We start from the raw sequence: 22,532 nt of genomic DNA, 5'->3' as shown, positions 1-22,532 counted from the left end.
CACGGGGATCAGGTCCCGACCGGCGCTCCGGCCTTCGCGGGCACCTCGTCGCTCCGCTCCCCGAGCTTCTCCGTCCCCACGTGAGCCGTCTCGCGGGCGGTCAGTGCCGCGACGACCGGCGGCACACAGAGCGCGGCGGCGAAGAGGGCGACCCCGGCCCAGTTGTCGCCGTCGGGGCCGGCGATCTGCGACGCGAAGGCGACGGCGAAACCGGCGATGGCGAAGCCGGTCTGGGTGCCGATCGCCATGCCCGAGAGCCTGACCCGGGTGGGGAACATCTCGGCGTAGAAGGAGGGCCAGATGCCGTTGGCCGCGCTGTAGACGACGCCGAAGACCAGCACGCCGAGGATCAGTACCAGCGGATAGCTGCCGGTGGAGATCGCCCACAGGTACAGAGGCATCACCACCGCGCTGCCGACGGCGCCGACGAGGAACACCGGGCGGCGTCCGACGCGGTCGGAGAGCCGGGCCCACAGCGGGATGGTGAACAGGGCGACCACGTTGGCCAGCGCGCCCACCCACAGCATGCCGGTGCGGCTCAGGCCGACGGCGTCACTCGTCGCGTACGACAGCGCCCAGACGGTGAAGATCGTGCTGACGGTGGCGATCACGGAGGCCGCGACGACCCGCAGCACATCGGCCCAGTGGTCGCGCAGCAGCACGGCCAGGGGCATCTTCGCCACGCCCTCGGTGGCAGCCTGCTTGGTGAAGACCGGAGTCTCCTCCAGGGTGCGGCGGATGACGTACCCGGTGACCGCGACCGCGACGCTCAGCCAGAACGGGATGCGCCATCCCCAGGAGAGGAGCTGTTCCTCGGGCAGGGCGGCCACCGGGATGAAGGCCAGGGTCGCGATCAGCTGGCCGGCCTGGGTCCCGTTGATGGTGAAGCTGGTGAAGTAGCCGCGGCGGTCCGGTGGCGCGTGTTCCAGGCTCATCGAGTTGGCGCTGGCCTGCTCGCCCGCCGCGGAGATGCCCTGCATGATCCGGAGTACGACGAGCAGGACCGGTGCGGCCACGCCGATCTGGTCCCGGGTGGGCAGACAGCCGATGAGGAACGTCGAGACGCCCATCAGCATCAGCGTGAAGACCATGATCTTCTTGCGGCCGAGCCGGTCCCCGACGTGTCCGAGGAAGAACGCGCCGACCGGACGGGCCGCGTAGGCGACGCCGAAGGTGGCCAGCGACAGCAGGGTGGCGTTCGCGGGATCGGACTCGTCGAAGAAGACCTTGGGGAAGATCAGCGCCGCCGCGCTGCCGTAGATGAAGAAGTCGTAGTACTCCAGCGCGCTGCCGATCCAGGCGGCGAGCGCGGCTTTGCGGGGCTGTGCCTGTGGCGGGGGACCGGCGGAAGGGTCGTGAGCGGTCACGTCGGGCTCCTTCGGGGACGTTCCGTGCGGGGGAGGGCGAGCGGACCCGGCTAATTAACGCACTAGGTAGTTAGTTGCGGATGGCTACGGATGTTGCGAGCAGTTGACGCCCCTGTCAAGAGTTCGCACAGGATCGGATCCGGGCCCGCGCCGACGCCCGGCCCCGATGCTCCCGAAAAGTCCCGGCCGGTCCCGCCCGCCCGGTCGCCGCGCTGCCCCGCCGGGGTCTTGCGCCGCAGCGCCGTCCCGCCGGGGTCTTGTCGGGTCGCCCGGTCGCCGCGCCGCCCTGTCCCGCCCGGGCCTTACGCCGCCCGGTCGGCCGTGAGGTAGGCGATGATCATGTCGCCGAGCATGGTCCGGTAGTGCTCGCGCCGGCCGGCGTCCACCAGGTCGCGGCCGAAGAGCGCGCCGAAGGTGTGCCGGTTGGCGATCCGGAAGAAGCAGAACGAGCTGATCATCGCGTGCAGGTCCACGGCGTCGACGTCGGCCGTGAACAGCCCCGACGCGCGCCCGGTGTCGAGAATGCGCCGCAGGACCTCGATCGCCGGGGAGCTGATGCGGCTCAACTCGGCCGACGCCGCGATGTGTTCGGCCTCGTGGATGTTCTCGATGCTGACCAGGCGGATGAAGTCCGGGTGGTCCTCGTGGTGGTCGAAGGTCACCTCGGCCAGTCGGCGGACCGCCGCCACGGGGTCCAGGTGCTCGACGTCCAGCAGCTGTTCGGCCTCCCGGATCCTGGTGTACGCGCGCTCCAGGACGGCGGTGAACAGCTGTTCCTTGCCGCCGAAGTAGTAGTAGATCATCCGCTTCGTCGTGCGGGTGCGGGCGGCGATCTCGTCGACCCGGGCGCCCGCGTAGCCGAGACGGGCGAACTCCTGCGTCGCCACGGTCAGGATCTCGGCCTTGGTGCGCGCCGCGTCGCGGGTGCGCACGGCGGGCTGGGCGGGTCCTTCGGTGCTGGTCATCCGGATCCTTCGCGGCAGGCGGTGCGTGCTCGCGATTCTAGAGCCGGTGTCCCGGGCGGCCGTTTCGGCCCGGGGTCTTCCCAGGGAGGACATCTTTGGGTATGACTAACTAACCAGTCCGTACATTAAGCCGCCACATCAACGGGAGTGAGCGATGCCGAACCCCCCGGTCCCGCCGACCGGCGTCTCCGTCCTCGTGCTGAACGGGCCGAATCTCAATCTGCTCGGACTGCGCGAGCCCGAGGTGTACGGCAAGGACACCCTGGCCGGCATCGACGAGCTCTGCCGGAGCACCGCGGCGGCCCACGGGCTGCGCGCCGACTGCCGGCAGAGCAACCACGAGGGTGTGCTCGTCGACGCCATCCATGAAGCCCGCACCGCGCACCGGGGCATCGTGATCAATCCCGCGGGGTACAGCCACACCTCGGTCGCCGTGCGCGACGCGCTCGCCGCCGTGGAGCTGCCCGTCGTGGAGGTCCACCTCTCGAACATCCACCGGCGCGAGGCCTTCCGCCACCACAGTCACGTCTCGGCCGTCGCCGACAGCGTCATCTGCGGGGCGGGCGCCCATGGATACGCCCTGGCCGTCACCCACCTCGCGAAGCTCCTGGAGGAGAACCGGTGAGCCCGGACTCGTATCTCGTCGGCCTCATCGGCTCCGGCATCGGGCCCTCGCTGAGTCCGGCGCTCCACGAACGCGAGGCGGACCGGCAGGGGCTGCGCTACCTCTACCGCCTCATCGACATCGGCACGCTCGGCGTCCCGCCGGAGAAGACCGGTGAACTCGTCCGCTCCGCAAGAGACATGGGATACGACGGCCTCAACGTCACCCACCCCTGCAAGCAGCAGGTCCTCGCCCACCTCGACGCGCTCTCGCCGCAGGCCGAGGCACTCGGCGCGGTGAACACCGTGGTCTTCGAGGGCGATCTCGCGATCGGCCACAACACCGACGCGACCGGTTTCGCCGCCTCCTTCGCCCGCGGTCTGCCCGACGCGCCGCTGGACCGGGTCGTGCAGCTGGGGGCGGGCGGTGCCGGAGCCGCGGTCGCCCACGCCCTCCTCGCCCTCGGCGCCGGCCGGCTCACCGTGCTGGACGCCGTGCCCGACCGGGCGGCGGCCCTCGCGGAGTCCCTGAACCGCCACTTCGGCCCCGGCCGCGCCGCCGCCGCGGACCTCCTCGACATCGAGGGGCGGACGGCGGACGCCGACGGCCTGGTCAACGCCACACCCGTCGGCATGGCCGCACACCCCGGAATCCCGCTCCCCGCCGCCCTGCTGCACCCCGGACTGTGGGTCGCCGAGGTCGTCTACCGGCCGCTGGAGACCGCACTCGTCCGTACCGCCCGAGCACTCGGCTGCCCCACTCTCGACGGTGGGGGCATGGCCGCCTTCCAAGCCGCCGACTCCTTCCGTCTCTTCACCGGCCGCGAACCCGACACCGCCCGCATGCTCGCCGACATCGCCGACCTCACGTCCGCGCGCTGAAGCCCGCAGGAGGACCGACATGCGTACGTCCATCGCCACCGTCTCGCTCAGCGGAACGCTCACCGAGAAGCTCGCGGCGGCAGCGCGCGCGGGCTTCGACGGCGTCGAGATCTTCGAGAACGACCTGATCGGGAGTCCGCTGAGCCCCGAGGAGATCGGGGAACGGGCGGCGGATCTCGGTCTGACCATCGACCTCTTCCAGCCGATGCGCGACATCGAGGCCGTCCCCGCCGACGAGTTCGCCCGGAACCTGCGGCGCGCCGAGCACAAGTTCCGGCTGATGCGGCGACTCGGCGCGGACACCGTCCTGGTCTGCTCCAGTGTGTCGCCGTACGCCGTCGACGACGACGCACTCGCCGCCGAGCAGCTGCGCCGGCTGTCCGACCTCGCGCAGGAGTCCGGCATCCGGGTCGCGTACGAGGCGCTGGCGTGGGGACGCCACGTCAGCACCTACGAGCACGCCTGGCGCATCGTCGAGGCCGCGGACCATCCCGCGCTCGGGGTCTGTCTGGACAGTTTCCACATCCTGGCCAGGGGTTCCGACGTCACGGGGATCGAGGACATTCCCGGCGGCAAGATCTTCTTCCTCCAGCTCGCCGACGCCCCGCAGATGGCCCTGGACGTGTTGCAGTGGAGCCGCCACCACCGCTGCTTCCCCGGCCAGGGCGACCTCGACGTCGCCGGGCTGGTACGCGCCGCCGTCCGTGCCGGCTACGACGGGCCCCTCTCGCTGGAGGTGTTCAACGACGTCTTCCGCCAGGCGGACGCGGGCCGCACCGCCATCGACGCACGGCGCTCGCTGACGCTCCTCCAGGAGTCGGCGGGACTGACCGCTCCTCCGGCCCCGGTCGTTCCCACCGGATTCGCCTTCGTGGAGATCGCCACGGCCGACGCCGCCAGGATCGCGCCCCTGCTGACCGCGCTGGGCTTCTCACGCACCGCCAGGCACTCCGGCAAGCCGGTGGACCTCTGGGAACAGGGCGAGGCCCGCATCCTGATCAACACCGACACCGGCATCCACCGCCCGGAGCCCTCGCTCACCGCGGTGGGCCTCGAAAGCCCCGACCCGGTGGGAGCCTCCGCGCGGGCCGAGTCGCTGCTCGCGCCCGTCCTCCCCCGGCGCCGCACCCCCGGGGACGCCCCGCTGGACGCGGTGGCCGCGCCCGACGGCACCGAGTTCTTCTTCTGCGTCACCGAGCGGACCCAACGCCCCGGCGCCACCGGCAGCCCCGACGGCCCCGGCGCCACCGGCAGCCCCTCCCGCCCCGACGCCACCGCCACCAGCCGCCCCTTCCGCCCTGACGACGCGGGCAGCCCCGGCAGCCCCGGCGCCACCGGCGACCCCGTACGCGCCGGCTGGACCGGGGACTTCGCGCCCGCCCCGCACACCCCCGCCCCCATCGGGATCACCCGCGTCGACCATGTCGCGCTGACCCAGCCCTGGCACCACTTCGACGAGGCGACCCTCTTCCACCGCGGCGTGCTCGGTCTCCGCCCGCACGCGAGCGTCGACCTCGCCGACCCGTACGGCCTGCTCCGCAGCCGGGCCGCCAGCAACGAGGACGGCACCGTGCGCATCGCCCTCGGCGTGGGGGCTTCCCCCACGGAGGATCCGGCACGCGGAGGCAGGCCCCAGCACATCGCCCTGGTCACGGACGACCTCGTCTCCACGGTCCGCCGGGCCCTCGCGGCCGGCGCCCGGATGCTGCCGGTCCCCGCCAACTACTACGACGACCTGGCCGCGCAACACGTGTTCGCCCCGGGCGAGTTGGAGACCTACCGGGACCTGGGCATCCTCTACGACCGCGACGAGAAGGGGGAGTTCCGGCACTGCTACACCGTGACGACCGGCCGCGTGTTCTTCGAACTCGTCGAGCGCGGCGGTGGATACGACGGATACGGCGCCAGGAACGCCCCCGTCAGGCTCGCCGCGCAGCACGCACTGGCCGAATGATCAGTCCGCCCGGGCGTCCAAGGAGGCCCGGGCCTCGAAGGCGGCCCGGGCGTCGAACGCCGCGCGGCGCGTGGCCCGGCGCAGGGCTCTCAGCAGGGTGGGACCGACGGCCAGGACCAGTACGACGGTCAGGACCGCCCGGCCCAGGTCCCAGCCGAGCGAGGTGGCGGCGCAGTACGCGACGAAGCGGACCAGGTTCTCGTGGAGCGGGTCGCCCGCGACGAAGGAGATGCCGGAACCGAGCCCGGGCACGATCGTCCAGCCGTACAGATTCATCACCGTGCCGTACGCGAACGCCGCCACGAAGCCGTAGCCCGCCAGCATCAGCAGCTCGCCCCGGCCGCGCAGGCGGTCCGGGCCGGGCAGCAGGCCCGCGCCCATCGTGAACCAGCCCATGGACAGCATCTGGAACGGCATCCACGGCCCGACCCCGCCCGTGAGCAGCGCCGAGGCGAACATCGTCACCGAGCCGAGCACGAAGCCGAAGCCGGGGCCCAGCACCCGGCCGCTCAGCACCATCAGGAAGAACATGGGCTCCAGGCCGGCCGTCCCCGCGCCCAGCGGACGCAGCGCCGCCCCGACGGCGGCCAGCACCCCCAGCATCGCGACGGCCTTCGCGTCCAGACCGGAGTCGGCGATCGTCGCGAGTACGACCCCGACGAGCAGCACCAGCAGCACGGCGAACAGCCACGGCGCGTCCTGCTCGTGGGCGAGACCGGAGTCCGCCCCCGCCAGCAGCGGCCAGCCGAACCCGACCAGTCCGACCGCGCTGACCAGGACGAGCGCGGCCACGGCGTGCGGACCGAGCCGTACCGGGCGGGCGGACCGCGCCCTCACGCGAGGCCCTCCAGAGCGGTGCGCACCTGTGACACGGTCAGCCACTGCCGCGGCGCCAGGATCTTCGCGGTCTGCGGGGCGAAAGCGGGGGAGGAGACCACGACCTGCGGGGTCGGGCCGTCGGCGACCACCTCACCGTCGGCCAGGATCACCACCCGGTGCGACAGCTCCGCCGCCAGCTCCACATCATGCGTGGCCATGACTATGGCGTGGCCCTCCGCGGCCAGCCGCCGCAGTACGCCGACGAGCCGCCCCTTCGCCGCGTAGTCCAGTCCGCGCGTCGGCTCGTCCAGGAGGAGGAGAGGAGGGCGGGCGGTGAGCACCAGGGCGAGGGCGAGCGCGAGGCGCTGCCCCTCCGAGAGGTCACGGGGGTGGACGTCGTCGGGCACCCCGGGCAGCAGCTCGGAGACCAGCGCCCGGCAACTGCCCGCAGGCGCTCCCGCGTCGGAGTCGGCCGCCGCGCACTCGCCGGCGACCGTGTCCGCGTACAGCAGATCGCGCGGTTCCTGCGGTACCAGTCCCACCCGGCGCACCATGTCGCGCGGCGGGGTACGGGACGGACGCAGACCGCCGACGAGGACGGAGCCCGTGGTCGGCTCGACCATCCCGACCAGGGTCGACAGCAGCGTCGACTTGCCCGCGCCGTTGCGGCCCATCAGGGCCACGGTCTCGCCCGGTGCGACGGAGAGAGTCACCCCGCGCAGCGCCTGGACCCGCCCGTGCCGCACCCCGAGCCCCTCGACGACGGTGGCGGGGCCGTGGACCGTGGGCCGCGCGGCGACCGGGTCCGGACGACGGCCGAGGAACCGGGCCAGGAGACCCGGGCGAGGTGCCGGCGGAGCGGGGAGCGGGGCGACGGTGGCGGCCGCCGAGGCGTCACGCGCGGGCGGTTCGACGTCGGCGAGGCGGGCCCGCAGGTCCACCGCCCGGCGCCGGGCGTCGCGCACGGACAGCGGCAGCGGATCCCAGCCCACCAGCTTGCCCAGGGCCACCACCGGCGGCCGGACGGGCGAGAGCGCCATGATGTCCGCGGGCGCGCCCATCACGGGGGCGGCGCCGGGTCCGGGCAGCAGGAGGACCTGGTCCGCGTACTGCACCACACGCTCCAGCCGGTGCTCGGCCATCAGCACCGTCGTGCCCAGGTCGTGCACCAGCCGCTGGAGTACCGCCAGCACGTCCTCGGCCGCCGCCGGGTCCAGGGCGGACGTCGGCTCGTCCAGGACCAGGACCTCTGGGTGCGGGGTGAGGACCGAGCCGATCGCGACCCGCTGCCGCTGGCCCCCGGAGAGCGTGGCGATCGGCCGGTCCCGCAGCTCGGCGAGACCCAGCAGGTCCAGCGTCTCCTCGACCCGGCGCCGCATCACGTCCGGGGCGAGGCCCAGCGACTCCATGCCGTAGGCCAGCTCGTCCTCGACGGTGTCCGTCACGAAGTGGGCGAGCGGGTCCTGGCCCACGGTGCCCACCAGATCGGCGAGTTCACGCGGCTTGTGCGTCCGGGTGTCACGGCCGCCGACCGTGACCCGGCCCGTCAGCACCCCGCCGGTGAAGTGCGGCACGAGGCCGGACACCGCACCCAGCAGAGTCGACTTGCCGACACCGGAGGGGCCGACGACCAGCACCAGTTCGCCCTCGGGGATCGTGAGGTCCACCTCGGACAGCGTGGGGCGCCCGGCGCCCTCGTACCGCACCGAGACCTGCTCGAACCGGATCATGCGAGCTCCTTGGAGTCCGAGGGGGAAGAGGGAAGAGGCGCCACGGCGGCGGGCAGCAGCCCGATCAGCACAGCGGCGGCGGGCAGCAGCGGGAGGACGGGAGCCGTGAGCGGTACGACACCCGGGCGCATGGCGTCCGGGTCCGCGGCGCCCGCCCAGATCATCACCGCCGCGACGGCCGCGCCCGAGCCCGCGACGAGCCAGGCGCGTACACCCCAGCGGTCCGGCCGGTACCGGGTACGGACCGAGCGGCGCCCCCCGAGCCTGAGGCCCGCCAGCGCCGCGACCAGGCCGGCCAGCAGCAGCGGCAGCCCGTGCGCCGCGCCCTGCGCCGCCAGCAGCCCGTACGTCCCCGCGCACACGCCCAGCAGTCCGCCGAGCGTCAGCACGTGCGTGGTCCGCCGGACGGCGGGCGGGACCCGCGCGGTGCGCCCGTACCCCCGCGCGTCCATCGACGCCGCCACGGCCACCGAGCGCTCCAGCGCGCCCTCCAGCACCGGCAGCCCGATCTGGAGGACCGCCCGGACCCCGCCGGTCGGACGGCCGCGCAGCCGGCGGGCCGTCCGCAGCCGTGCCACGTCGGCGACCATGTTCGGCGCGAACGTCATCGCGACGACGACCGCGACCCCCACCTCGTACAGGGCGCCGGGCAGGGACTTCAGCAGCCGGGCCGGATTGGCCAGCGAGTTCGCCGCACCGACGCAGATCAGCAGGGCGGCCAGCTTCGCGCCCTCGTACAGCGCGAAGACCACCTGCTCCGCGGGGACCCGGCCGCCGATCCTGACCCCCCGCGCCCAGTCGGGCAACGACACCTCGGGCACCGTGAACAGGGTGTGCGTACCGGGGACGGAGGAGCCGAGGAAGACGGAGAACAGCAGTCGTACGGCGACGACGAACAGACCGAGCTTGATGAACGCCCCGTACGAACGGGCCCACGGCGCGTCCGTACGGCGTGCCGCCACCACATAGCCGGCCACCCCGACCAGCAGCCCGAGCAGCATCGGGTTGGTCGTACGGGACGCGGCGGTCGCCAGCCCCAGCGCCCACAGCCACCAGGCCCCGGCCGGCAGCGCGTTGCCACGGGTGCTCCCAGGGGCGCGCAGGGCATGGCGGAGCCGGGCAGGGCCGGCGTAGCGGGTCATCGGCGGCGACGGGCCCGCAGCGCGGCGGCGACACCCAGGACGAGCACCGCGCCGACGCCGGTGAGCACACCCACCGACGGACCGCCGCCCTCGGAGGCACCGTCCGCGTCGTCCGCGGTGGGCGCCGTGGCCTGACCGCTCGACTTCCCGGCACCGGAGTCCCCGCCGGTCTGCTCACCGCAGCCCGACCGCGGATAGCCCGAGATTGCGCAGAGCATCGCGGAACTGTCGTACCTCAGCGGCTTCGCCACCGAGGCGAGGGCCTCCGCCGTGCTCGCGTCCGGCGCCACCTGCGCGCAGGCCGTACGCGGTGCGGGCGGCTCCTCGCCGGCCGGTGCGTCGGCCGGCGTACCCGGGTCGATGACCAGCGCGATCCGCTTGCGGCCGTCCTTCGCCGGGGTGCCCGCGCAGACGGCCCCGAAGTCCGGTGCGCGGCGAGGCCGCGCCGAGTCCTGGGAGTCCTCGCTCACCGAGAAGCGGAAACCCTGCACCGCGCCGTCGTCCGGCCGGACCACGGAAGGCCCCTGCGTCGCGTAGGTCCAGTCCTTCCCGCCGTCGCCCTCCCAGAACGACCAGTAGCGGTAGCCGGCCGCCTGCGCGCTCCCCGCGCCCAGCACGGCCAGGACGGCACCTATGAGGAGGAGCAGCGCGGCTGTGGCCGGCGGGCGCCTCACAGCTGCTGGTTCTTCCGGCGTCCACTGAGCAGGAAGCCGATGCCCGCGCCGAAGGCGAGACCGATGCCGATGATCCACCAGAGGCCGAGCCCCTCGTCGTCGCTGCTCGTGTCCGCGGGCTTCGAAGGCGCCGTCGCGGTGGGCGAGGGCACTGCGGTCGCGGCGGGCGCCGGGCCCGTCGCGTTGAGCTGCCTGACGAGGTCGACGCCGCCGAAGTCACGGGCGTCCGTCCCGGTGGCGTGGGCGGCGAGCACCAGCTGCGCGGTGGCGGCGGGGCCGCCCTCCTTCGCCCAGCCCTGGGCGTGCTTCTCCAGGTACGCGACCGCGCCCGCCGCCTTGTCCTTGTGGCCGGAGGCCGCCAGCGCCACGACCGCGTCCGCCGTGTTGCCGAAGTCCGGCTGCGGCGCGGACTCCTCGGCGCCCGGCATCGGCGGCAGTTCCAGATGTCCCTCGGCGGCAAGCGCCTTCGCCAGGTAGGAGGCGCCGTTCTGCGCCGACTGCTCCGGTGTGAGGCCGGTGCCCTCGGTGCAGACGGGGGCCTTCACCGCGTTGTAGTTCCCGGCGGCCATGCCCTTGCCCATCGAGCCGAGCACAGCGGCCGCCGTGGCGTCCGCGTTGGCGGTGAGCCCGCCCTTCTTGTCCGGCTGGTAGGCGAACGCCCCGCCGTCCTGGCCACCGCAGGGCAGCGCGAAGGTCTGCAGCGCCGTGTACGGCGTCTTCCCGCCCGCCTTCGTGACGTCGGCGAGCGGCACACCCGCCCGGGCGAGCGCACCGGCCACGACGCCGGTGGAGTTGGCGTCGCTCGGGCTGCCCGGGTTGTAGCCCCAGCCGCCGTCCTCGTTCTGTACGGACTTCAGCCAGGCGACCCCGTTGTCGACGACCTCTCGGTGCACGCCGAGCTCGACCACGGCCTGGACCGCCGCCGCCGTGGCGTTGGTGTCCGCGACCGTCTTGGCGTCGCAGGGCTCGGAGGCGTCGCGGTAGGCGGGGAAGGCCCCGCTGTCGCACTGCTGGCCGACGAGCCAGTCGACCGACTTCGTGGCGGGCGTGACCAGCTCGATCTTCTGCGCGAGGAAGGACAGCGACTGGCGCCACACACCGTCGTACGTCGGGTCCTTGGTGCCGTACAGCCCCTCCGGGAGGCCGGGAGAGGAGGGGGACGGGCTCGGCGCGGCGACCGCCACCGGGGCGGCAGCTCCACAGAGCACGGCGGTGATCGCGAGCGCTGCCGCGCGGCGGCGTACGGACATGGCGGGCTGGGCCTCTCGAATGGGTTTCCCCTGCTCGAGCTGAGCCGAGCGCGTAGGGGTGGGTCGGCGCCGGATTCGCACCGGCTTCCCCCTGTACGGGCATGATGACGACCAGCCCACTCTACCGGGGCCTTCCCGGCTCCCTCCGGGCGGACAGCCGCACCCCGCGGACGAGGGCTCTTCCCAGCAGGTCAGAGCCCATGCGAAACTCCGGCGGGGGTCACACGGGCGCGGGCCCGTGGGGAGGTACGACCGGGCGGGAAGCAGAGTTGCGTAGAAGAAGGACGGCGGCCGTCTCCGCCGTGGCGGCGGGATGCATGGCCATGACAGCGGGCTGCGGCCTCATCGGGGAGAGCGAGGGCGTCCCGGCGGCCTCCTCCCGGGAGCCCGCCCCGCCGTTCACCACAGGGTCGGTCGCCGACGAGATAGCCGGATTCGCCAGGCTCGCGGGCCTGCCGCCGGGCGACACGTCCTCGGCCGGACTGCCGGAGGGCGACTGGCAGAAGTGCGTGGCCCCCTGGACGGGCCACGCGCCGGCGGCGGACGCCGCCGGCGCCTTCGAGGCGACGGTGCTGCGGCTGAGGCAGCACGACTGGGAGATCGTCTCCAGCCACGCCGAGCAGGACGTCACCTACCGCACCCTCGCCAAGCGGGGCTGGAAGCTGTACGCCCGGTACTACGCCGTGGAGAACGCGGGGCGGACCGTGTCCCTCACCGCCGTCGAGGACGGCTGCCGGCTGCCGGAGAGGGTCAGGGGCGACTACGAGGACCCGGCCTGACAGCCGGAGTCGGCGATCACGAAGTGGCCCGCGGGTGACTCGCGGAGGGTGTGGGTGACGAACACGTTGTACAGCCCCATGTCCTGTGCGGAACCCTTCGCGTAGGCGTGGCCGCCCGAGGTGTACGCCCGGCCGGCCGTCACATGCGCGTAGTTCGTCGCGGTGAAGCACCTGGCCGGGGCCGTGCCGCCCGAGGTGGTCGCCGTGACGGCGGACGAGCCCGCCCCGGCCGCACCCGAGGAGTCGGCCGCGGTCACCGACCAGCGGTAGGAGGTGGCGGCGGTCAGCCCCGTGTCCGTGTAGGCCGTCGAGGCCGTCGTGGTCACCTTCGCGCCGTCCCGGAACACCGCGTAGGAGGCAGCCCCTTCGACCGCGTTCCACGCCAGGGAGGCACTGCTGTCCGTGACGCCGGTGACCTTCAGGCCGGTGGGGGCGGGCAGACCGTCCCCGCCGCCCGGCGTGTCCTTGTCCAGCCCCCAGAACACACCCGTGTGGTACGACGAACAGATGGTGTTCAGGAAGTACGCGGCCGTCGACCCGCACTGCTGGGCGCCCGACCCCGGGCTCACCGGCAGACCGTGTCCCATGCCGGACACCGAGAACGTCTCCACGGCGGACCGGCCGGACGCGTCGGCGTAGACGCTCCGGGTGGTGTTGCCGGGCAGGCTCTGGGTGCTGGACGGGGTCTGGCCGATGCCCCAGACGTCCGTCCACTGGTCGCGCAGCGCCGTGGCGTTGGCCGGGTAGACCGTGTAGTCGGAGGTGCCCTGCCAGATCGCGACCCGGGGCCAGGGACCGGTCCAGCCCGGGTAGGAGGAGCGGACCTTGTCGCCCCACTGGGCGGGCGACAGCTTCTGCGGGCCCGTCTGGCAGCCGGACGCGGCGGCCTGGCTCGTGGCGCACTGCGCGGGAAGGCCGGAGGCCACGGACCCGCCCGCGAAGACGTCCGGGTAGGCGGCCAGCAGGTCGGCGGTCATCCCGCCGCCCGCCGACAGGCCCGTGACGTACACCCGGCGGCCGTCGGAGCCGTACGTCTGCTTCGCGTACTCGACCATCTGCACGACGGACGCCGCCTCGCCCCGGCCCCGGGTGCTCTCGGCCGGGTCGAACCAGCCGAAGCAGGAGAGCGGGTTGTTCGCCGACGTCGTCTGCGGGAAGACGACGTCGAAGCCCCAGAGGTCGGCGTACCCGGTCCAGCCCGAGTTGGTGTAGTACGCGGCGGCCGACTGCGTACAGCCGTGCAGGGCGACCACCAGGGGCGCCCCCGCCGGGACGCCGTCCGGGGTGTAGGCGAACATCTGGAGGTTGCCGGGGTTCGAGCCGAAGCCGGTGACCTGCTGGAGCCCGGCGGCCGCCTGCGCCCTGGGTGCCGCGACGGCCGGGGCCGGATGGGCGGCGAGAAGGGCGAGCAAGCCGCAGACGGTGACGGAGGCGACGCGGTGGAGCAGGCGTCGCAGGATCGGTGGGCGCACGGTGGGGCCTCCTTGTCGGACGTGCGGTCGGACTGGTGCCGGAACCTACGACCCGGGGGCGTGGCCGCCCATGTGGCAGGCGGACATCCGCCGCCCACCGCTGTGTGCGGCGCTCCTCTTGCGTCCACCACCTGCCCGCCGGGCACGCGCCACGCCTCCCGGGCGCACCATGTAGGCCGCCACCATGCGGCCGCACCGGGGTGTGTGCACCGACCCCGTGTGATGCGGGCGGCGACGTACTTACGGTGACGCCCATGCAGACTTCCAGGTCCCCTCGGCACGACCCCCTCGCCCTCGCCGGACGCACCGCCCTGGTCACCGGTGCGGCGAGCGGCATCGGACTGGCCTGCGCGGAGGCACTCGCCGCCGCCGGCGCCCATGTGCACGTCGTCGACAAGGCGGGCGACGCCGCCAAGAGCCTCGCCGAGCGCATCGGCGGGACCGCCTGGGTGGCCGACCTCTCCGTGGCGGAGGCCGTGGACGGGCTGCCCGCCGACGCGGACATCGTGGTCAACAACGCGGGGCTCCAGCACGTGGCGCCCGTGCACGAGTTCCCGCCGGACCGCTTCGCGCTGATCCACCGTGTGATGGTGGAAGCGCCGTTCCGCATCTTGCGTCGCACGCTCCCCGGCATGTACGAACGCGGCTGGGGGCGCGTCGTCAACATCTCGTCCGTACACGGGCTGCGCGCCAGTCCTTACAAGTCGGCCTACGTATCGGCCAAGCACGCACTGGAGGGGCTCAGCAAAGTGGTCGCACTCGAAGCGGCGCCGCACGGCGTGACGAGCAACTGCGTCAGCCCCGGCTACGTCCGCACACCCCTGGTCGAGGACCAGATCGCCGACCAGGCCCGCAGCCACGGGATCTCCGAGCAGGAGGTGGTCGGCCGGGTGCTGCTGGAACGCAGCGCGCTCAAGTCGCTGATCGAGCCCGGTGACGTGGCGGGTACCGTCCTGTGGCTGTGCGGGCCCGGCACATCGCACATCACCGGGAGCTCCCTCACGATGGACGGCGGCTGGACCGCGAACTGACCCCCGACCGCACCCGGAAGCCGGAAGAACGATGGCCGCCCATGTCTGAACCGTCCCCGTCCGCCGCCCCCCTGCTGGCACGCCTCCTCGATCTGCTGGCCGACGACGCCCCCGCCGAGGAACTGGGCGCCGTCACCTCGGCCGCCAGGGCCGCGGGTGTGCCCGCGGCCGAACTGGCCGAGGTGGAACGGGCGGCCGCCACCGCCCTGCGGATCAGGGGCGCCCTGCGCCAGCACCGGCGCAGGGAACTCCAGCTCACCGCCCTCTTCGACACGGCGGGCGACCTGGCGGCCTCCCGCGACCTGGACGACGTGCTGAAGGCGATCGTGCGGCGGGCCAGGATGCTGCTGGGCACCGACACCGCCTATCTCACGCTCCCCGACGAGGAGGCCGGCGACACCTACATGAGGGTGACGGACGGGTCGGTGTCCCTGCTCTTCCAGCGGCTCCGGCTCGAACTGGGCGAAGGGCTCGGCGGACTGGTGGCGCAGACCGCGAGCCCGTACGCGACCCCCGACTACCGCACCGACGAACGCTTCCGGCACACCCGCAACATCAACGCCGGTGTGCTGGACGAAGGGCTGGTCGCGATCCTGGGAGTGCCCCTGCTGCTCGGCTCCAGCAGGGGCGGCAAGGTCATCGGGGTCCTGTTCGCCGCCGACCGCGCCGCGCGGGTCTTCAGCCCCGACGAGGTGGCTCTGCTCTGCTCGCTCGCCGCGCACGCCGCCATCGCGATCGACACCGCCCGGGCCCTGGACGACACCCGCACCGCCCTCGCGGAACTCGCCGGCGCGAACGCGGAACTGGCCGAGGCGAACGCCGCCGTACGCGCGCACTCCGCCGCCATGCGGCGCGCGGAGGAGGCCCATGACCGGCTCACCGACCTGGTGCTGCGCGGCGGCGACGTCAAGGACGTCGCCGTGTCCGTCGCCGGGCTGCTCGACAGTCCCCTGACCATCCACGACCCCGGAGGGCGCCCGCTGGCGGCCGTACGGCCCGACGGCAGCGGCTGCGCCGCCGACAGCATGGACGCCCACTGGCTCGCCGGTGCCGCCGAGGAGTCCCGCCACGGGGCGCGCGCCGTGCACCGCGACGGCCGGTGGATCTGCGCCGTGCTCGCCGGGCAGGAGCTCCTCGCGAGCCTGGTGCTGCACCGCGCGGCCCGGCTCGACGACTCCGACCGGCGGCTCTTCGAACGCGCCGCCGTCGTCACCGGACTGCTCCTCCTGCTGCGCCGCACGGTCGCCGAGACCGAGAACCGGATACGGGGCGAGCTGATCAGCGATCTGCTCGGCGACCCGGAGCGCGATCCGGCGGGGCTGGCCGAACGGGGCCGGAGGCTGGGCATCGACCTGGACCGGCCGCACCTGCTGCTGGTGGCGGAGGCGGCGGCCCGGGAGAAACTCGGCGGCGCGGCGATGCGGTACCTGTTCGGCGGGGACATCCACGGGGTGAGCGCCGAACACGCGGGCACGATCGTGCTGCTGATCGGATGCGACGGCGGAGGTACGCCCCCGGGCGACGCCGCACGCGCGGCGGCCGCGCAACTCGGCCACCTCGTCCAGGCTCCCGTCACCGTCGCCGGTACGGGGCCTGCGGCCGGCGCCCGCGAGCTCGCCGCCGCCTACGCGGAGGCCGCGCGCTGCCTGCGTGCCATGCGGGTGCTGGGCCGCGAGGGAGAAGGGGCCTGCGTCGACGAACTCGGCTTCCTGGGCGTCGTGCTGGGCAACGCGAAGGACGTGGACGGCTTCGTGACCGCGGTGCTGGGCCCGTTGCTGGACTACGACGAACGGCGCGGGACCCATCTCGTGCGGACCCTGCGGGCGTACTTCGGCGCGGGCGGCAGCCTGATCCGGGCCAAGGACGAGCTGCACGTGCACGTGAACACGGTGGTGCAGCGCCTCGACCGGATCCAGGTGCTGCTGGGCCGTGACTGGAACGAGCCCGACCGGGCGCTTGAACTCCAGCTTGCGCTGCGGCTCCACCTGCTTGCGGGCGGCCGGGACGGATGAGCCCCGGCCGCCCGACGCCCTGGGCGCGGGACGGCCGCCCGACGTCCTCAGCGCGGGACGGCCGCCCGACGCCCTGGGCGCGGGACGGCCGCCCGACGTCCTCAGCGCGGGACGGCCGCCCGCAGCAGGGCGCCCGCGACCTCGCCGGCCCCCTTGTCGCCCGTCAGCACCGTGTAGTGGTTGACGTCCTCGACGCGCACCGCCCTGACCTTCGTGCCTGGCTGGCCCGCCGCAGCGAGCCGCGACTCGTCGTACAGCCCCTGCTCCTCGTTCATCAGGCCCCGCTGAGCCCACAACAGCGTCGCGGGCTCAGGGAGTTCACGTACGGCTGCGAGCACCTCGTCCTGGAACAGGCCCACCCCGTCGGTACGGACCGCCTCCAGCCTGCACCCGGAGCGCATCGCGGGCTCCTCACCCGTCAGGTCGCGCTGGATGTAGGCGTCCACCTCCGGCGACCAGGCTCCGCCCCCGAACGCCGGGTGGGCCTGCCAGAACGACCGGTAGGCGTCCCGGTCGTGGAACGTCATCGACAGCCGGTCCATGGCGGGCCCGATCACCGCCGTCATCAGCTCGTCCGCGGACAGATGCGTGGGCGCGGGGAAGCCGAATCCGCCGTCGACGAGGACCAGAGGACCGAAGCGCCCCGGATGCCGTACGGCCGCGAGCGCCGCCACGAACGCCCCCATCGAGTGGCCCGCCAGCACCACCCGGTCCTGGCCGAGCGCCTCGGTCAGCGCGGCCGCGTCGTCCGCGTGGGCGGCGATGCCGTACGGGCCCGGCAGCCCGGCGCTGCCGGCCCGGCCGCGCAGATCCGGTGCGACCAGCGTGGCCCGGCCGGCGAGCATGCGGGCCACCGGCCCCCACGAGAGCGCGTTGGCCGTGATGCCGTGCAGAGCCACCACCGCCGGCGCGCCGGGATCGCGGGCCGGCCAGCGCAGCGCGGCCAGTTCGCCGCCGGTGACGGGGACGCGCATCTCCTCGTACGGGCTCATCGTTTCTCCTCGCGGTTGCCGCGCAGACGTGACGGCAGCCGGGCCAGGCCGCCCGGCAGCAGGTGTACCACGGCCACGAACAGCACCCCGAGCAGGAACAGCGGCTGGGAGAGCGGCACGCGCAGGACCGCGGGCAGATCGGCGACCGCTCCGGATCCGGCGAGGTCGCCGAGCCGGTGGTCGGCCCAGGTGTAGAGGATGCCGCCGACCATCGGACCCCATCGGGTGCCCGATCCGCCCAGCACCACCATCACGAGCAGCGACAGGGTGAAGTCCGACGTCGTCGTCTGGGGCGTGGAGCCGCCGGTGAGCAGCAGGTGGACGAGTCCGCCCACCGCCGCCAGCGCCCCGGCGAGGACGAAGGCCGTCAGCTTGAACCCGTACGGCTTCAGGCCCAGCACCTCCACCCGGCGTTCGTTCTCCTTGATGCCCTCCCAGACCCGGCCGGTGGGGGAGCGCACCGCCCAGCGGACGACTCCGAGGGTGAGGACGAGGTAGGCGAGCGCGATCCAGTACAGATTCGCGGTGTGGTCGATGCCGACCAGCCACGACGGCAGCAGTTCCGCAGGAGCGGCCCGGCCCTCCTCGCCGCCGGTGAAGCCGCCCGGGTTGCGGGACACGAGGATCGAGCCGGCCTGGGCGAAGGCGAGCGTCACCATGGAGAAGCCGATCCCGGTGACCCGCAGGCTGACCGAGCCCAGCACCAGGGCGAGCGCGGTGCCGAAGCACAGGCCGAGGACCGCGGCGACGGCGAACGGCAGCCCCGCCTCCAGCAGGAACATGTTCGTGGCGTAACTGCCCGCCGCGAAGTACAGGGCGTGCCCGAAGGACAGCAGCCCGGTACGGCCGAGCAGCAGGTCGTAGCCGGTGGCGAGGGCGCCGAACAGCAGGCAGGTCGCCAGGAGTTGCAGGCTGCCGGGGCTTCCCACGGGGCCGTCCAGCAGGCCGGGGAGGGGCAGGGCGCTGTACGGCGCGACGATGAGGAGCCCGAGGACGGCGGCCGGCCACCAGCGCAGCAGCCGGGCCCTGTCGCGCCCGGGAGCCGTCTTCACGGCCGCGGGTGCGGGTGCGGGTGTGGTGGCGGTGCTCACGCGAGCCTCCCGGTCAGTCCGCGCGGGCGGACGAGCAGCAGCGCGGCGAGCAGGACGACGACCGCCAGGTCGCCGAGGCCCGCCGCGGTGTAGTAGTTGGCGAACTGCTGGACCAGCCCGATGACCACGGCCGCCACGGCCGCGCCGGTCACCGACCCCATGCCGCCCGTGACCACGACGACGAACGCGAAGATCAGCAGCGAGGTGCCCTGCCGGGGGTCGACCGAGCCGAAGTACAGGCCGCCGAGCGCCCCGCCGAGGGCCGCCGCGCAGCCGCCGATCGCGAAGACCAGCGTGAACGCCTTGCGGACGTCGATGCCGAGCGCCGTCACCATCGCCCGGTCCTCGACCCCGGCGCGCACGACCAGGCCGTGCCGGGTCCGGCCGAGGAACAGCCGCAGCGCGACCAGGACGACGACCGCCGCGGCGACGAGTACCAGCCGGTTGACCGGCACGTCCGCACCCAGCAGCCCGAAGGTGCCCGACAGTGCCTCCGGGCCGGGGAAGGTCCGGGCGTCGGAACCCCAGATACCCGACAGCAGGGCGGGCACGGCCAGCCCCACGCCGACGGTCGCGAGCACCTGTTCCCGGGGCCGGGTGTACAGGGGCCGTACGACGGCCAGTTCCAGCACCACGGCGGCCAGCGTGCCCACCGCCGTACCGAACAGGACCGCCAGTGCGAAGCCCCAGCCGCCCGGGCCGGCTCCGGGCAGATGGCCGGACGCCGCCCACCAGGTGCCGTACGCGCCGATGGAGAGCAGCGCGCCGTGGGCGAAGTTGAGCACGTCCATCAGGCCGAAGATCAGTGAGAGGCCGGACGCGATGAGGAAGTAGAGCGCCCCCAGACCGAGCCCGGTCATGGTGAGCAGCACGATGGTGGACATCAGGAATCCGCCTCCGCGGTGGTCGGGGCGAGGGGGCCCTGGCCCACGCCGAGCAGCCGTCTGGTGGCCTCCGCGTCGCCCAGCAGCGCCGCGGCCTCGCCCTGGTGGGCCGTCCGTCCGTCGGCGAGCACCGCGCAGTGCCGGGCGAGCCGGCGTACGACGGCGAGGTTCTGCTCGACGAGCAGGACGGGCACCGCCTCCGCGGCGCGCTCCAGGACCTGGGTGACCTCTGTGACGACCTTGGGTGCCAGGCCCTTCGTGGGCTCGTCGGCGATGATCAGCCGGTTGCCGTTGAGCAGGGTGCGGCCGATCGCCACCATCTGCTGCTGGCCGCCGGACAGGGTGCCGGCCAACTGCCTGTCCCTGCGCTTGAGTTCGGGGAAGAGTTCATGGACCAGTCCGTACGCGGGCCCGTCCGCGCCCCGGCGTTCGGCCAGGCGCAGGTTCTCCGCGACGGTGAGTCCGGCGAAGATCCCCCGGTCCTCGGGGGCGTATCCGACGCCCCGGCGGACCAGGGTGTGGGTGGGCAGACCCACGGTCTCCTCACCGTCGAGGAGCACGCTCCCGGTGCGCGGCACGAGGCCGAGTACGCCGCGTACGGTCGTGGTCTTGCCGGCGCCGTTGCGGCCGAGCAGCGCGGTCACACCCTGGCGGGCCACGTCGAGGTCGACCCCGTGAAGGATGTGCCGGGCGCCGATGAGGACGCGCAGGTCCCGCACGACGAGCAGCGGAGGCGTGCTCACAGTCCCTCCCCGAGGTAGGCCTGCTGGACGACCGGGTCGGCGGTCACCGCGCCCGGCGTGTCCAGAGCGAGCAGGCGGCCGTGGTGCATCACGGCCAGCCGGTCCGCGAGTCCCAGGAGGACGTCCATGTGGTGCTCGACCATGAGCACGGTGCGGCCCTCCTCGCGGTGCAGCGCGCGGATCAGTTCGGTGAGGGCGGGGACCTCCTCGGCGCTCACCCCCGCCATCGGTTCGTCGAGCAGCATGATCCGGGGATCGCCCACCAGCAGCACCGCGAGCTCCAGCTTGCGTTTCTCGCCGTGGGAGAGCGCGGCAGCCGTGGCCCCGGCGCGATGCCCGAGGCCGGTGCGCTCCAGCACGCCGTTCACCTCGGCGGCGTACGGGGAAGCGCGCCTCCAGAGCCGGTGCGAACCGCCGTTCCTGGCCTGCGCGGCCAGCCGGACGTGTTCGGCCACGGTCATCTGCGGCCACAGGCTGGAGGTCTGGAACGTCCGCCCGATCCCGCGCCGCGCGCGGGTGTGCACGGGCAGGCCCGTCAGGTCCGAGCCGTCCAGGGCGAGGGTGCCCGTGGAGGGCGGGACGATCCCGCTGATCAGGTTGAACAGGGACGTCTTGCCCGCCCCGTTGGGCCCGATGAAGGCGAGGAACTCGCCCTCCCGGACGTCGAGCGTGACGTCCTCGACGATGGCCGCCCCGCCCACCCGCCAGCCGAGTCCGTCCAGTCGAAGCACCGGAGCGCTCGCACGCGCCCCCTCGTCCCGCGCTGTGGCGGTGCCGGACGCGGTCACGGGTCAGCCCTCCGACGGCTTCGCGGGCGGGGCCACCGCGTCCATCGGCTGTGTGCTCACCAGCTCGGGCTTCGCCGCGGCTCCCGAGCCGTTGAGCTTCGCCACGAACATCGGCTGCACCAGCGCGTGGTCCTCGGCGCGGATCTGCTGCCTGCCCTTCACCCCGTCGAAGGTCCAGCCCTCCAGGGCCTTCACCATGGCGGCGGTGTCGGTGGCACTGCCCTCCTCGACGGCACGCACGATCATCTGCGCCGCCGTGAAACCGTCGGTGCTGAACAGGTCGGGCGTGCCGCCCGCCTTCTCGACACCGGCGAGCATGGCCTTCTCCACGGTGTTGTCACCGCCCGCGCCGGGGAAGTAGTGCGCGAGGAACGAGACCTTCGCCCCGGCCGCCCCGAACACCGGGTACGACGCCGTCCCGGCCAGACCCGTGACCACCTTGCCCGCGCTCAGCACGCCCTGCTGGTCCAGCGCGGTCCACAGGGCGGGGGCGGTCGCGCCGGCCCAGGCGACGAAGACCAGGTCGGGGCCGCCCGCCTTGACCTGCCGGGCGAAGGGTGTCAGGTCGGTGGCGCTGGGCGGCGCCAGGACGGAGCCCACCGTCGCGCCCTGTGCCCCCAGGACCGCCTTGACGGCGGCGACGTTGGCCTGGCCGAAGGTGGAGTCCTGCGCGAGCACGGTGACCTTCTTGCCCTTCGGGTCCCCGAGCATGGTGCCCGCGGTGAGGATGTCCTGGTAGGACTGCCTGCCGGACCGGAAGGTGTACGAGTTGATCCCGGTCACCGCGTCCGTGGCGGCCGGGCCGTTGACGTACAGCACCTTGTTCTGGGCGGCCAGCGGGGCCATCTGGAGCGCGACGCCGGAGTCCGTGGTGCCGGCCAGCACCTTGTAGCCCTTGCCGATCAGGTTCTTCGCGGCCGAGACCGCCTTGCCCGGGTCGCCCGCGTCGTCGTGCTCGGTCACCTCGATCGGATGGCCGCCCGCCTTCCCTGTGCCCTTCGTCGCGTGGTCGAGGCCCGCCATGAAGCCGTCGCGGTACTGCTTCCCGTACGCGGCCAGCAGTCCCGTGCGGGAGTAGACGAGGCCCACCTTCACGGCCTCCTCCCCGTCCTTGCCGGAGCCGGAGTCGCTGCCCGCCTGTCCGGCGGCGGTGCATCCCACCAGGAGCAGGCCGGCGGCGCCGAGCACGGCCGTGGTCAGGGTTCTTCTCTGGACGGTGCCTACGGCTCTGCGACGCATGGTGACCGGCTCCTCGGCAGGGTTCGGGTGATGTCGGCCGAACCGTACGAACACCGTGGCGCCGTCGACATGGTGCAGGGAACCTCACCTGTGCGGGTGCCGGTGTGGGCACCGC

At 73.5% G+C, this 22,532-nt stretch carries 20 protein-coding genes; 6 read left to right on the top strand and 14 right to left on the bottom strand.

Features of this window, described 5'->3' with window-relative positions; all coding sequences use genetic code 11:
- Positions 1-8: 8 nt before the first annotated feature.
- Together HED23_RS26605 and HED23_RS26600 are read right to left on the bottom strand one after the other, a co-directional pair.
- Positions 9-1,367 carry an MFS transporter gene (locus tag HED23_RS26605; RefSeq protein WP_203185913.1) on the bottom strand — a complete coding sequence of 453 codons (1,359 nt, stop codon included), beginning with the start codon at positions 1,365-1,367 and terminating at the stop codon, positions 9-11.
- A gap of 302 nt (positions 1,368-1,669) precedes the next feature.
- Complete coding sequence (locus HED23_RS26600; protein WP_203185912.1) at positions 1,670-2,332, bottom strand: TetR family transcriptional regulator; 663 nt, start codon at positions 2,330-2,332, stop codon at positions 1,670-1,672.
- A 154-nt stretch (positions 2,333-2,486) separates the two neighbouring features.
- Here HED23_RS26600 and aroQ point away from each other — a divergent pair, with 154 nt between their 5' ends.
- From aroQ to HED23_RS26585, 3 genes are read left to right on the top strand one after another with little or no spacing between them, the layout of a single operon-like run.
- Positions 2,487-2,957, top strand: a complete 471-nt coding sequence (gene aroQ / locus HED23_RS26595; protein ID WP_203185911.1) for a type II 3-dehydroquinate dehydratase — start codon at positions 2,487-2,489, stop codon at positions 2,955-2,957.
- The gene (locus HED23_RS26590; RefSeq protein ID WP_203185910.1) at positions 2,954-3,817 is read left to right on the top strand and encodes a shikimate dehydrogenase; all 864 of its coding nucleotides are present in this window, start codon (positions 2,954-2,956) and stop codon (positions 3,815-3,817) included. The genes aroQ and HED23_RS26590 overlap by 4 nt, the downstream gene beginning before the upstream one ends.
- A 19-nt stretch (positions 3,818-3,836) precedes the next feature.
- Positions 3,837-5,771: a bifunctional sugar phosphate isomerase/epimerase/4-hydroxyphenylpyruvate dioxygenase family protein gene (locus HED23_RS26585; protein ID WP_203185909.1), complete on the top strand. Its 1,935-nt coding sequence runs from the start codon at positions 3,837-3,839 to the stop codon at positions 5,769-5,771.
- Here HED23_RS26585 and HED23_RS26580 read toward each other — a convergent pair whose 3' ends face one another.
- Genes HED23_RS26580 through HED23_RS26560 form a run of 5 tightly spaced genes read right to left on the bottom strand, consistent with a single transcriptional unit; the run spans position 5,772 to position 11,386 of the window.
- Positions 5,772-6,608 (bottom strand): ECF transporter S component, encoded by an 837-nt coding sequence (locus HED23_RS26580; RefSeq protein ID WP_203185908.1) that lies wholly within the window; start codon positions 6,606-6,608, stop codon positions 5,772-5,774.
- Positions 6,605-8,320 carry an ABC transporter ATP-binding protein gene (locus HED23_RS26575; RefSeq protein ID WP_203185907.1) on the bottom strand — a complete coding sequence of 572 codons (1,716 nt, stop codon included), beginning with the start codon at positions 8,318-8,320 and terminating at the stop codon, positions 6,605-6,607. Before HED23_RS26575 ends, HED23_RS26580 begins: the two co-directional genes overlap by 4 nt.
- Positions 8,317-9,462 carry an energy-coupling factor transporter transmembrane protein EcfT gene (locus tag HED23_RS26570; RefSeq protein ID WP_203185906.1) on the bottom strand — a complete coding sequence of 382 codons (1,146 nt, stop codon included), beginning with the start codon at positions 9,460-9,462 and terminating at the stop codon, positions 8,317-8,319. The genes HED23_RS26575 and HED23_RS26570 overlap by 4 nt, the downstream gene beginning before the upstream one ends.
- Positions 9,459-10,136: an SCO2322 family protein gene (locus tag HED23_RS26565; protein WP_203185905.1), complete on the bottom strand. Its 678-nt coding sequence runs from the start codon at positions 10,134-10,136 to the stop codon at positions 9,459-9,461. Before HED23_RS26565 ends, HED23_RS26570 begins: the two co-directional genes overlap by 4 nt.
- Positions 10,133-11,386: a prenyltransferase/squalene oxidase repeat-containing protein gene (locus tag HED23_RS26560; protein ID WP_203185904.1), complete on the bottom strand. Its 1,254-nt coding sequence runs from the start codon at positions 11,384-11,386 to the stop codon at positions 10,133-10,135. The genes HED23_RS26565 and HED23_RS26560 overlap by 4 nt, the downstream gene beginning before the upstream one ends.
- A 317-nt stretch (positions 11,387-11,703) precedes the next feature.
- Between HED23_RS26560 and HED23_RS26555 the strand changes: the two genes are divergently transcribed.
- Entirely contained in the window at positions 11,704-12,165 is a 462-nt protein-coding gene (locus HED23_RS26555; RefSeq protein WP_203185903.1) for a hypothetical protein, read from the top strand.
- Here HED23_RS26555 and HED23_RS26550 read toward each other — a convergent pair.
- Positions 12,147-13,637, bottom strand: coding sequence for an alpha/beta hydrolase family esterase (locus HED23_RS26550; protein ID WP_203185902.1), 1,491 nt, complete (start codon positions 13,635-13,637; stop codon positions 12,147-12,149). The two genes, HED23_RS26555 and HED23_RS26550, sit on opposite strands and share 19 nt — an antisense overlap.
- A 254-nt stretch (positions 13,638-13,891) precedes the next feature.
- On the opposite strand from HED23_RS26550, the gene HED23_RS26545 reads away from it, so the two are divergent.
- Positions 13,892-14,668 (top strand): 3-hydroxybutyrate dehydrogenase, encoded by a 777-nt coding sequence (locus HED23_RS26545; protein ID WP_203185901.1) that lies wholly within the window; start codon positions 13,892-13,894, stop codon positions 14,666-14,668.
- A 41-nt stretch (positions 14,669-14,709) separates the two neighbouring features.
- Positions 14,710-16,680 carry a helix-turn-helix domain-containing protein gene (locus HED23_RS26540; RefSeq protein ID WP_203185900.1) on the top strand — a complete coding sequence of 657 codons (1,971 nt, stop codon included), beginning with the start codon at positions 14,710-14,712 and terminating at the stop codon, positions 16,678-16,680.
- A gap of 101 nt (positions 16,681-16,781) precedes the next feature.
- Here HED23_RS26540 and HED23_RS26535 read toward each other — a convergent pair whose 3' ends face one another.
- From HED23_RS26535 to HED23_RS26510, 6 genes are read right to left on the bottom strand one after another with little or no spacing between them, the layout of a single operon-like run.
- Entirely contained in the window at positions 16,782-17,672 is an 891-nt protein-coding gene (locus HED23_RS26535) for an alpha/beta fold hydrolase (protein ID WP_203185899.1), read from the bottom strand.
- A complete protein-coding gene (locus HED23_RS26530) occupies positions 17,669-18,763 on the bottom strand; it encodes a branched-chain amino acid ABC transporter permease (protein WP_203185898.1) in 1,095 nt (364 codons plus the stop codon). Before HED23_RS26530 ends, HED23_RS26535 begins: the two co-directional genes overlap by 4 nt.
- Positions 18,760-19,647 (bottom strand): branched-chain amino acid ABC transporter permease, encoded by an 888-nt coding sequence (locus HED23_RS26525; protein WP_203185897.1) that lies wholly within the window; start codon positions 19,645-19,647, stop codon positions 18,760-18,762. Before HED23_RS26525 ends, HED23_RS26530 begins: the two co-directional genes overlap by 4 nt.
- The gene (locus tag HED23_RS26520) at positions 19,647-20,390 is read right to left on the bottom strand and encodes an ABC transporter ATP-binding protein (protein ID WP_203185896.1); all 744 of its coding nucleotides are present in this window, start codon (positions 20,388-20,390) and stop codon (positions 19,647-19,649) included. The genes HED23_RS26525 and HED23_RS26520 overlap by 1 nt, the downstream gene beginning before the upstream one ends.
- The gene (locus tag HED23_RS26515; protein ID WP_203185895.1) at positions 20,387-21,178 is read right to left on the bottom strand and encodes an ABC transporter ATP-binding protein; all 792 of its coding nucleotides are present in this window, start codon (positions 21,176-21,178) and stop codon (positions 20,387-20,389) included. The genes HED23_RS26520 and HED23_RS26515 overlap by 4 nt, the downstream gene beginning before the upstream one ends.
- Positions 21,179-21,181: 3 nt before the next feature.
- Positions 21,182-22,417, bottom strand: a complete 1,236-nt coding sequence (locus HED23_RS26510) for a substrate-binding domain-containing protein (protein ID WP_203185894.1) — start codon at positions 22,415-22,417, stop codon at positions 21,182-21,184.
- Positions 22,418-22,532: the final 115 nt, after the last annotated feature.

Origin of the sequence: Streptomyces pratensis (assembly GCF_016804005.1) — a bacterium.
Taxonomy (GTDB): Bacteria; Actinomycetota; Actinomycetes; order Streptomycetales; family Streptomycetaceae; genus Streptomyces; species Streptomyces pratensis_A.
Note: the sequence above shows the minus strand (reverse complement) of the source record. Positions and strands in the feature narration are given on the sequence as shown.

What these genes read in the sequence shown, in the direction of transcription:
- HED23_RS26600 (WP_203185912.1), bottom strand. Translation starts at nt 2,332, where the DNA reads ATGACCAGCACCGAAGGACCCGCCCAGCCCGCCGTGCGCACCCGCGAC.
- aroQ (WP_203185911.1), top strand. Translation starts at nt 2,487, where the DNA reads ATGCCGAACCCCCCGGTCCCGCCGACCGGCGTCTCCGTCCTCGTGCTG.
- HED23_RS26585 (WP_203185909.1), top strand. Translation starts at nt 3,837, where the DNA reads ATGCGTACGTCCATCGCCACCGTCTCGCTCAGCGGAACGCTCACCGAG.
- HED23_RS26575 (WP_203185907.1), bottom strand. Translation starts at nt 8,320, where the DNA reads ATGATCCGGTTCGAGCAGGTCTCGGTGCGGTACGAGGGCGCCGGGCGC.
- HED23_RS26570 (WP_203185906.1), bottom strand. Translation starts at nt 9,462, where the DNA reads ATGACCCGCTACGCCGGCCCTGCCCGGCTCCGCCATGCCCTGCGCGCC.
- HED23_RS26560 (WP_203185904.1), bottom strand. Translation starts at nt 11,386, where the DNA reads ATGTCCGTACGCCGCCGCGCGGCAGCGCTCGCGATCACCGCCGTGCTC.
- HED23_RS26555 (WP_203185903.1), top strand. Translation starts at nt 11,704, where the DNA reads ATGGCCATGACAGCGGGCTGCGGCCTCATCGGGGAGAGCGAGGGCGTC.
- HED23_RS26545 (WP_203185901.1), top strand. Translation starts at nt 13,892, where the DNA reads ATGCAGACTTCCAGGTCCCCTCGGCACGACCCCCTCGCCCTCGCCGGA.
- HED23_RS26540 (WP_203185900.1), top strand. Translation starts at nt 14,710, where the DNA reads ATGTCTGAACCGTCCCCGTCCGCCGCCCCCCTGCTGGCACGCCTCCTC.
- HED23_RS26535 (WP_203185899.1), bottom strand. Translation starts at nt 17,672, where the DNA reads ATGAGCCCGTACGAGGAGATGCGCGTCCCCGTCACCGGCGGCGAACTG.
- HED23_RS26525 (WP_203185897.1), bottom strand. Translation starts at nt 19,647, where the DNA reads ATGTCCACCATCGTGCTGCTCACCATGACCGGGCTCGGTCTGGGGGCG.
- HED23_RS26510 (WP_203185894.1), bottom strand. Translation starts at nt 22,417, where the DNA reads ATGCGTCGCAGAGCCGTAGGCACCGTCCAGAGAAGAACCCTGACCACG.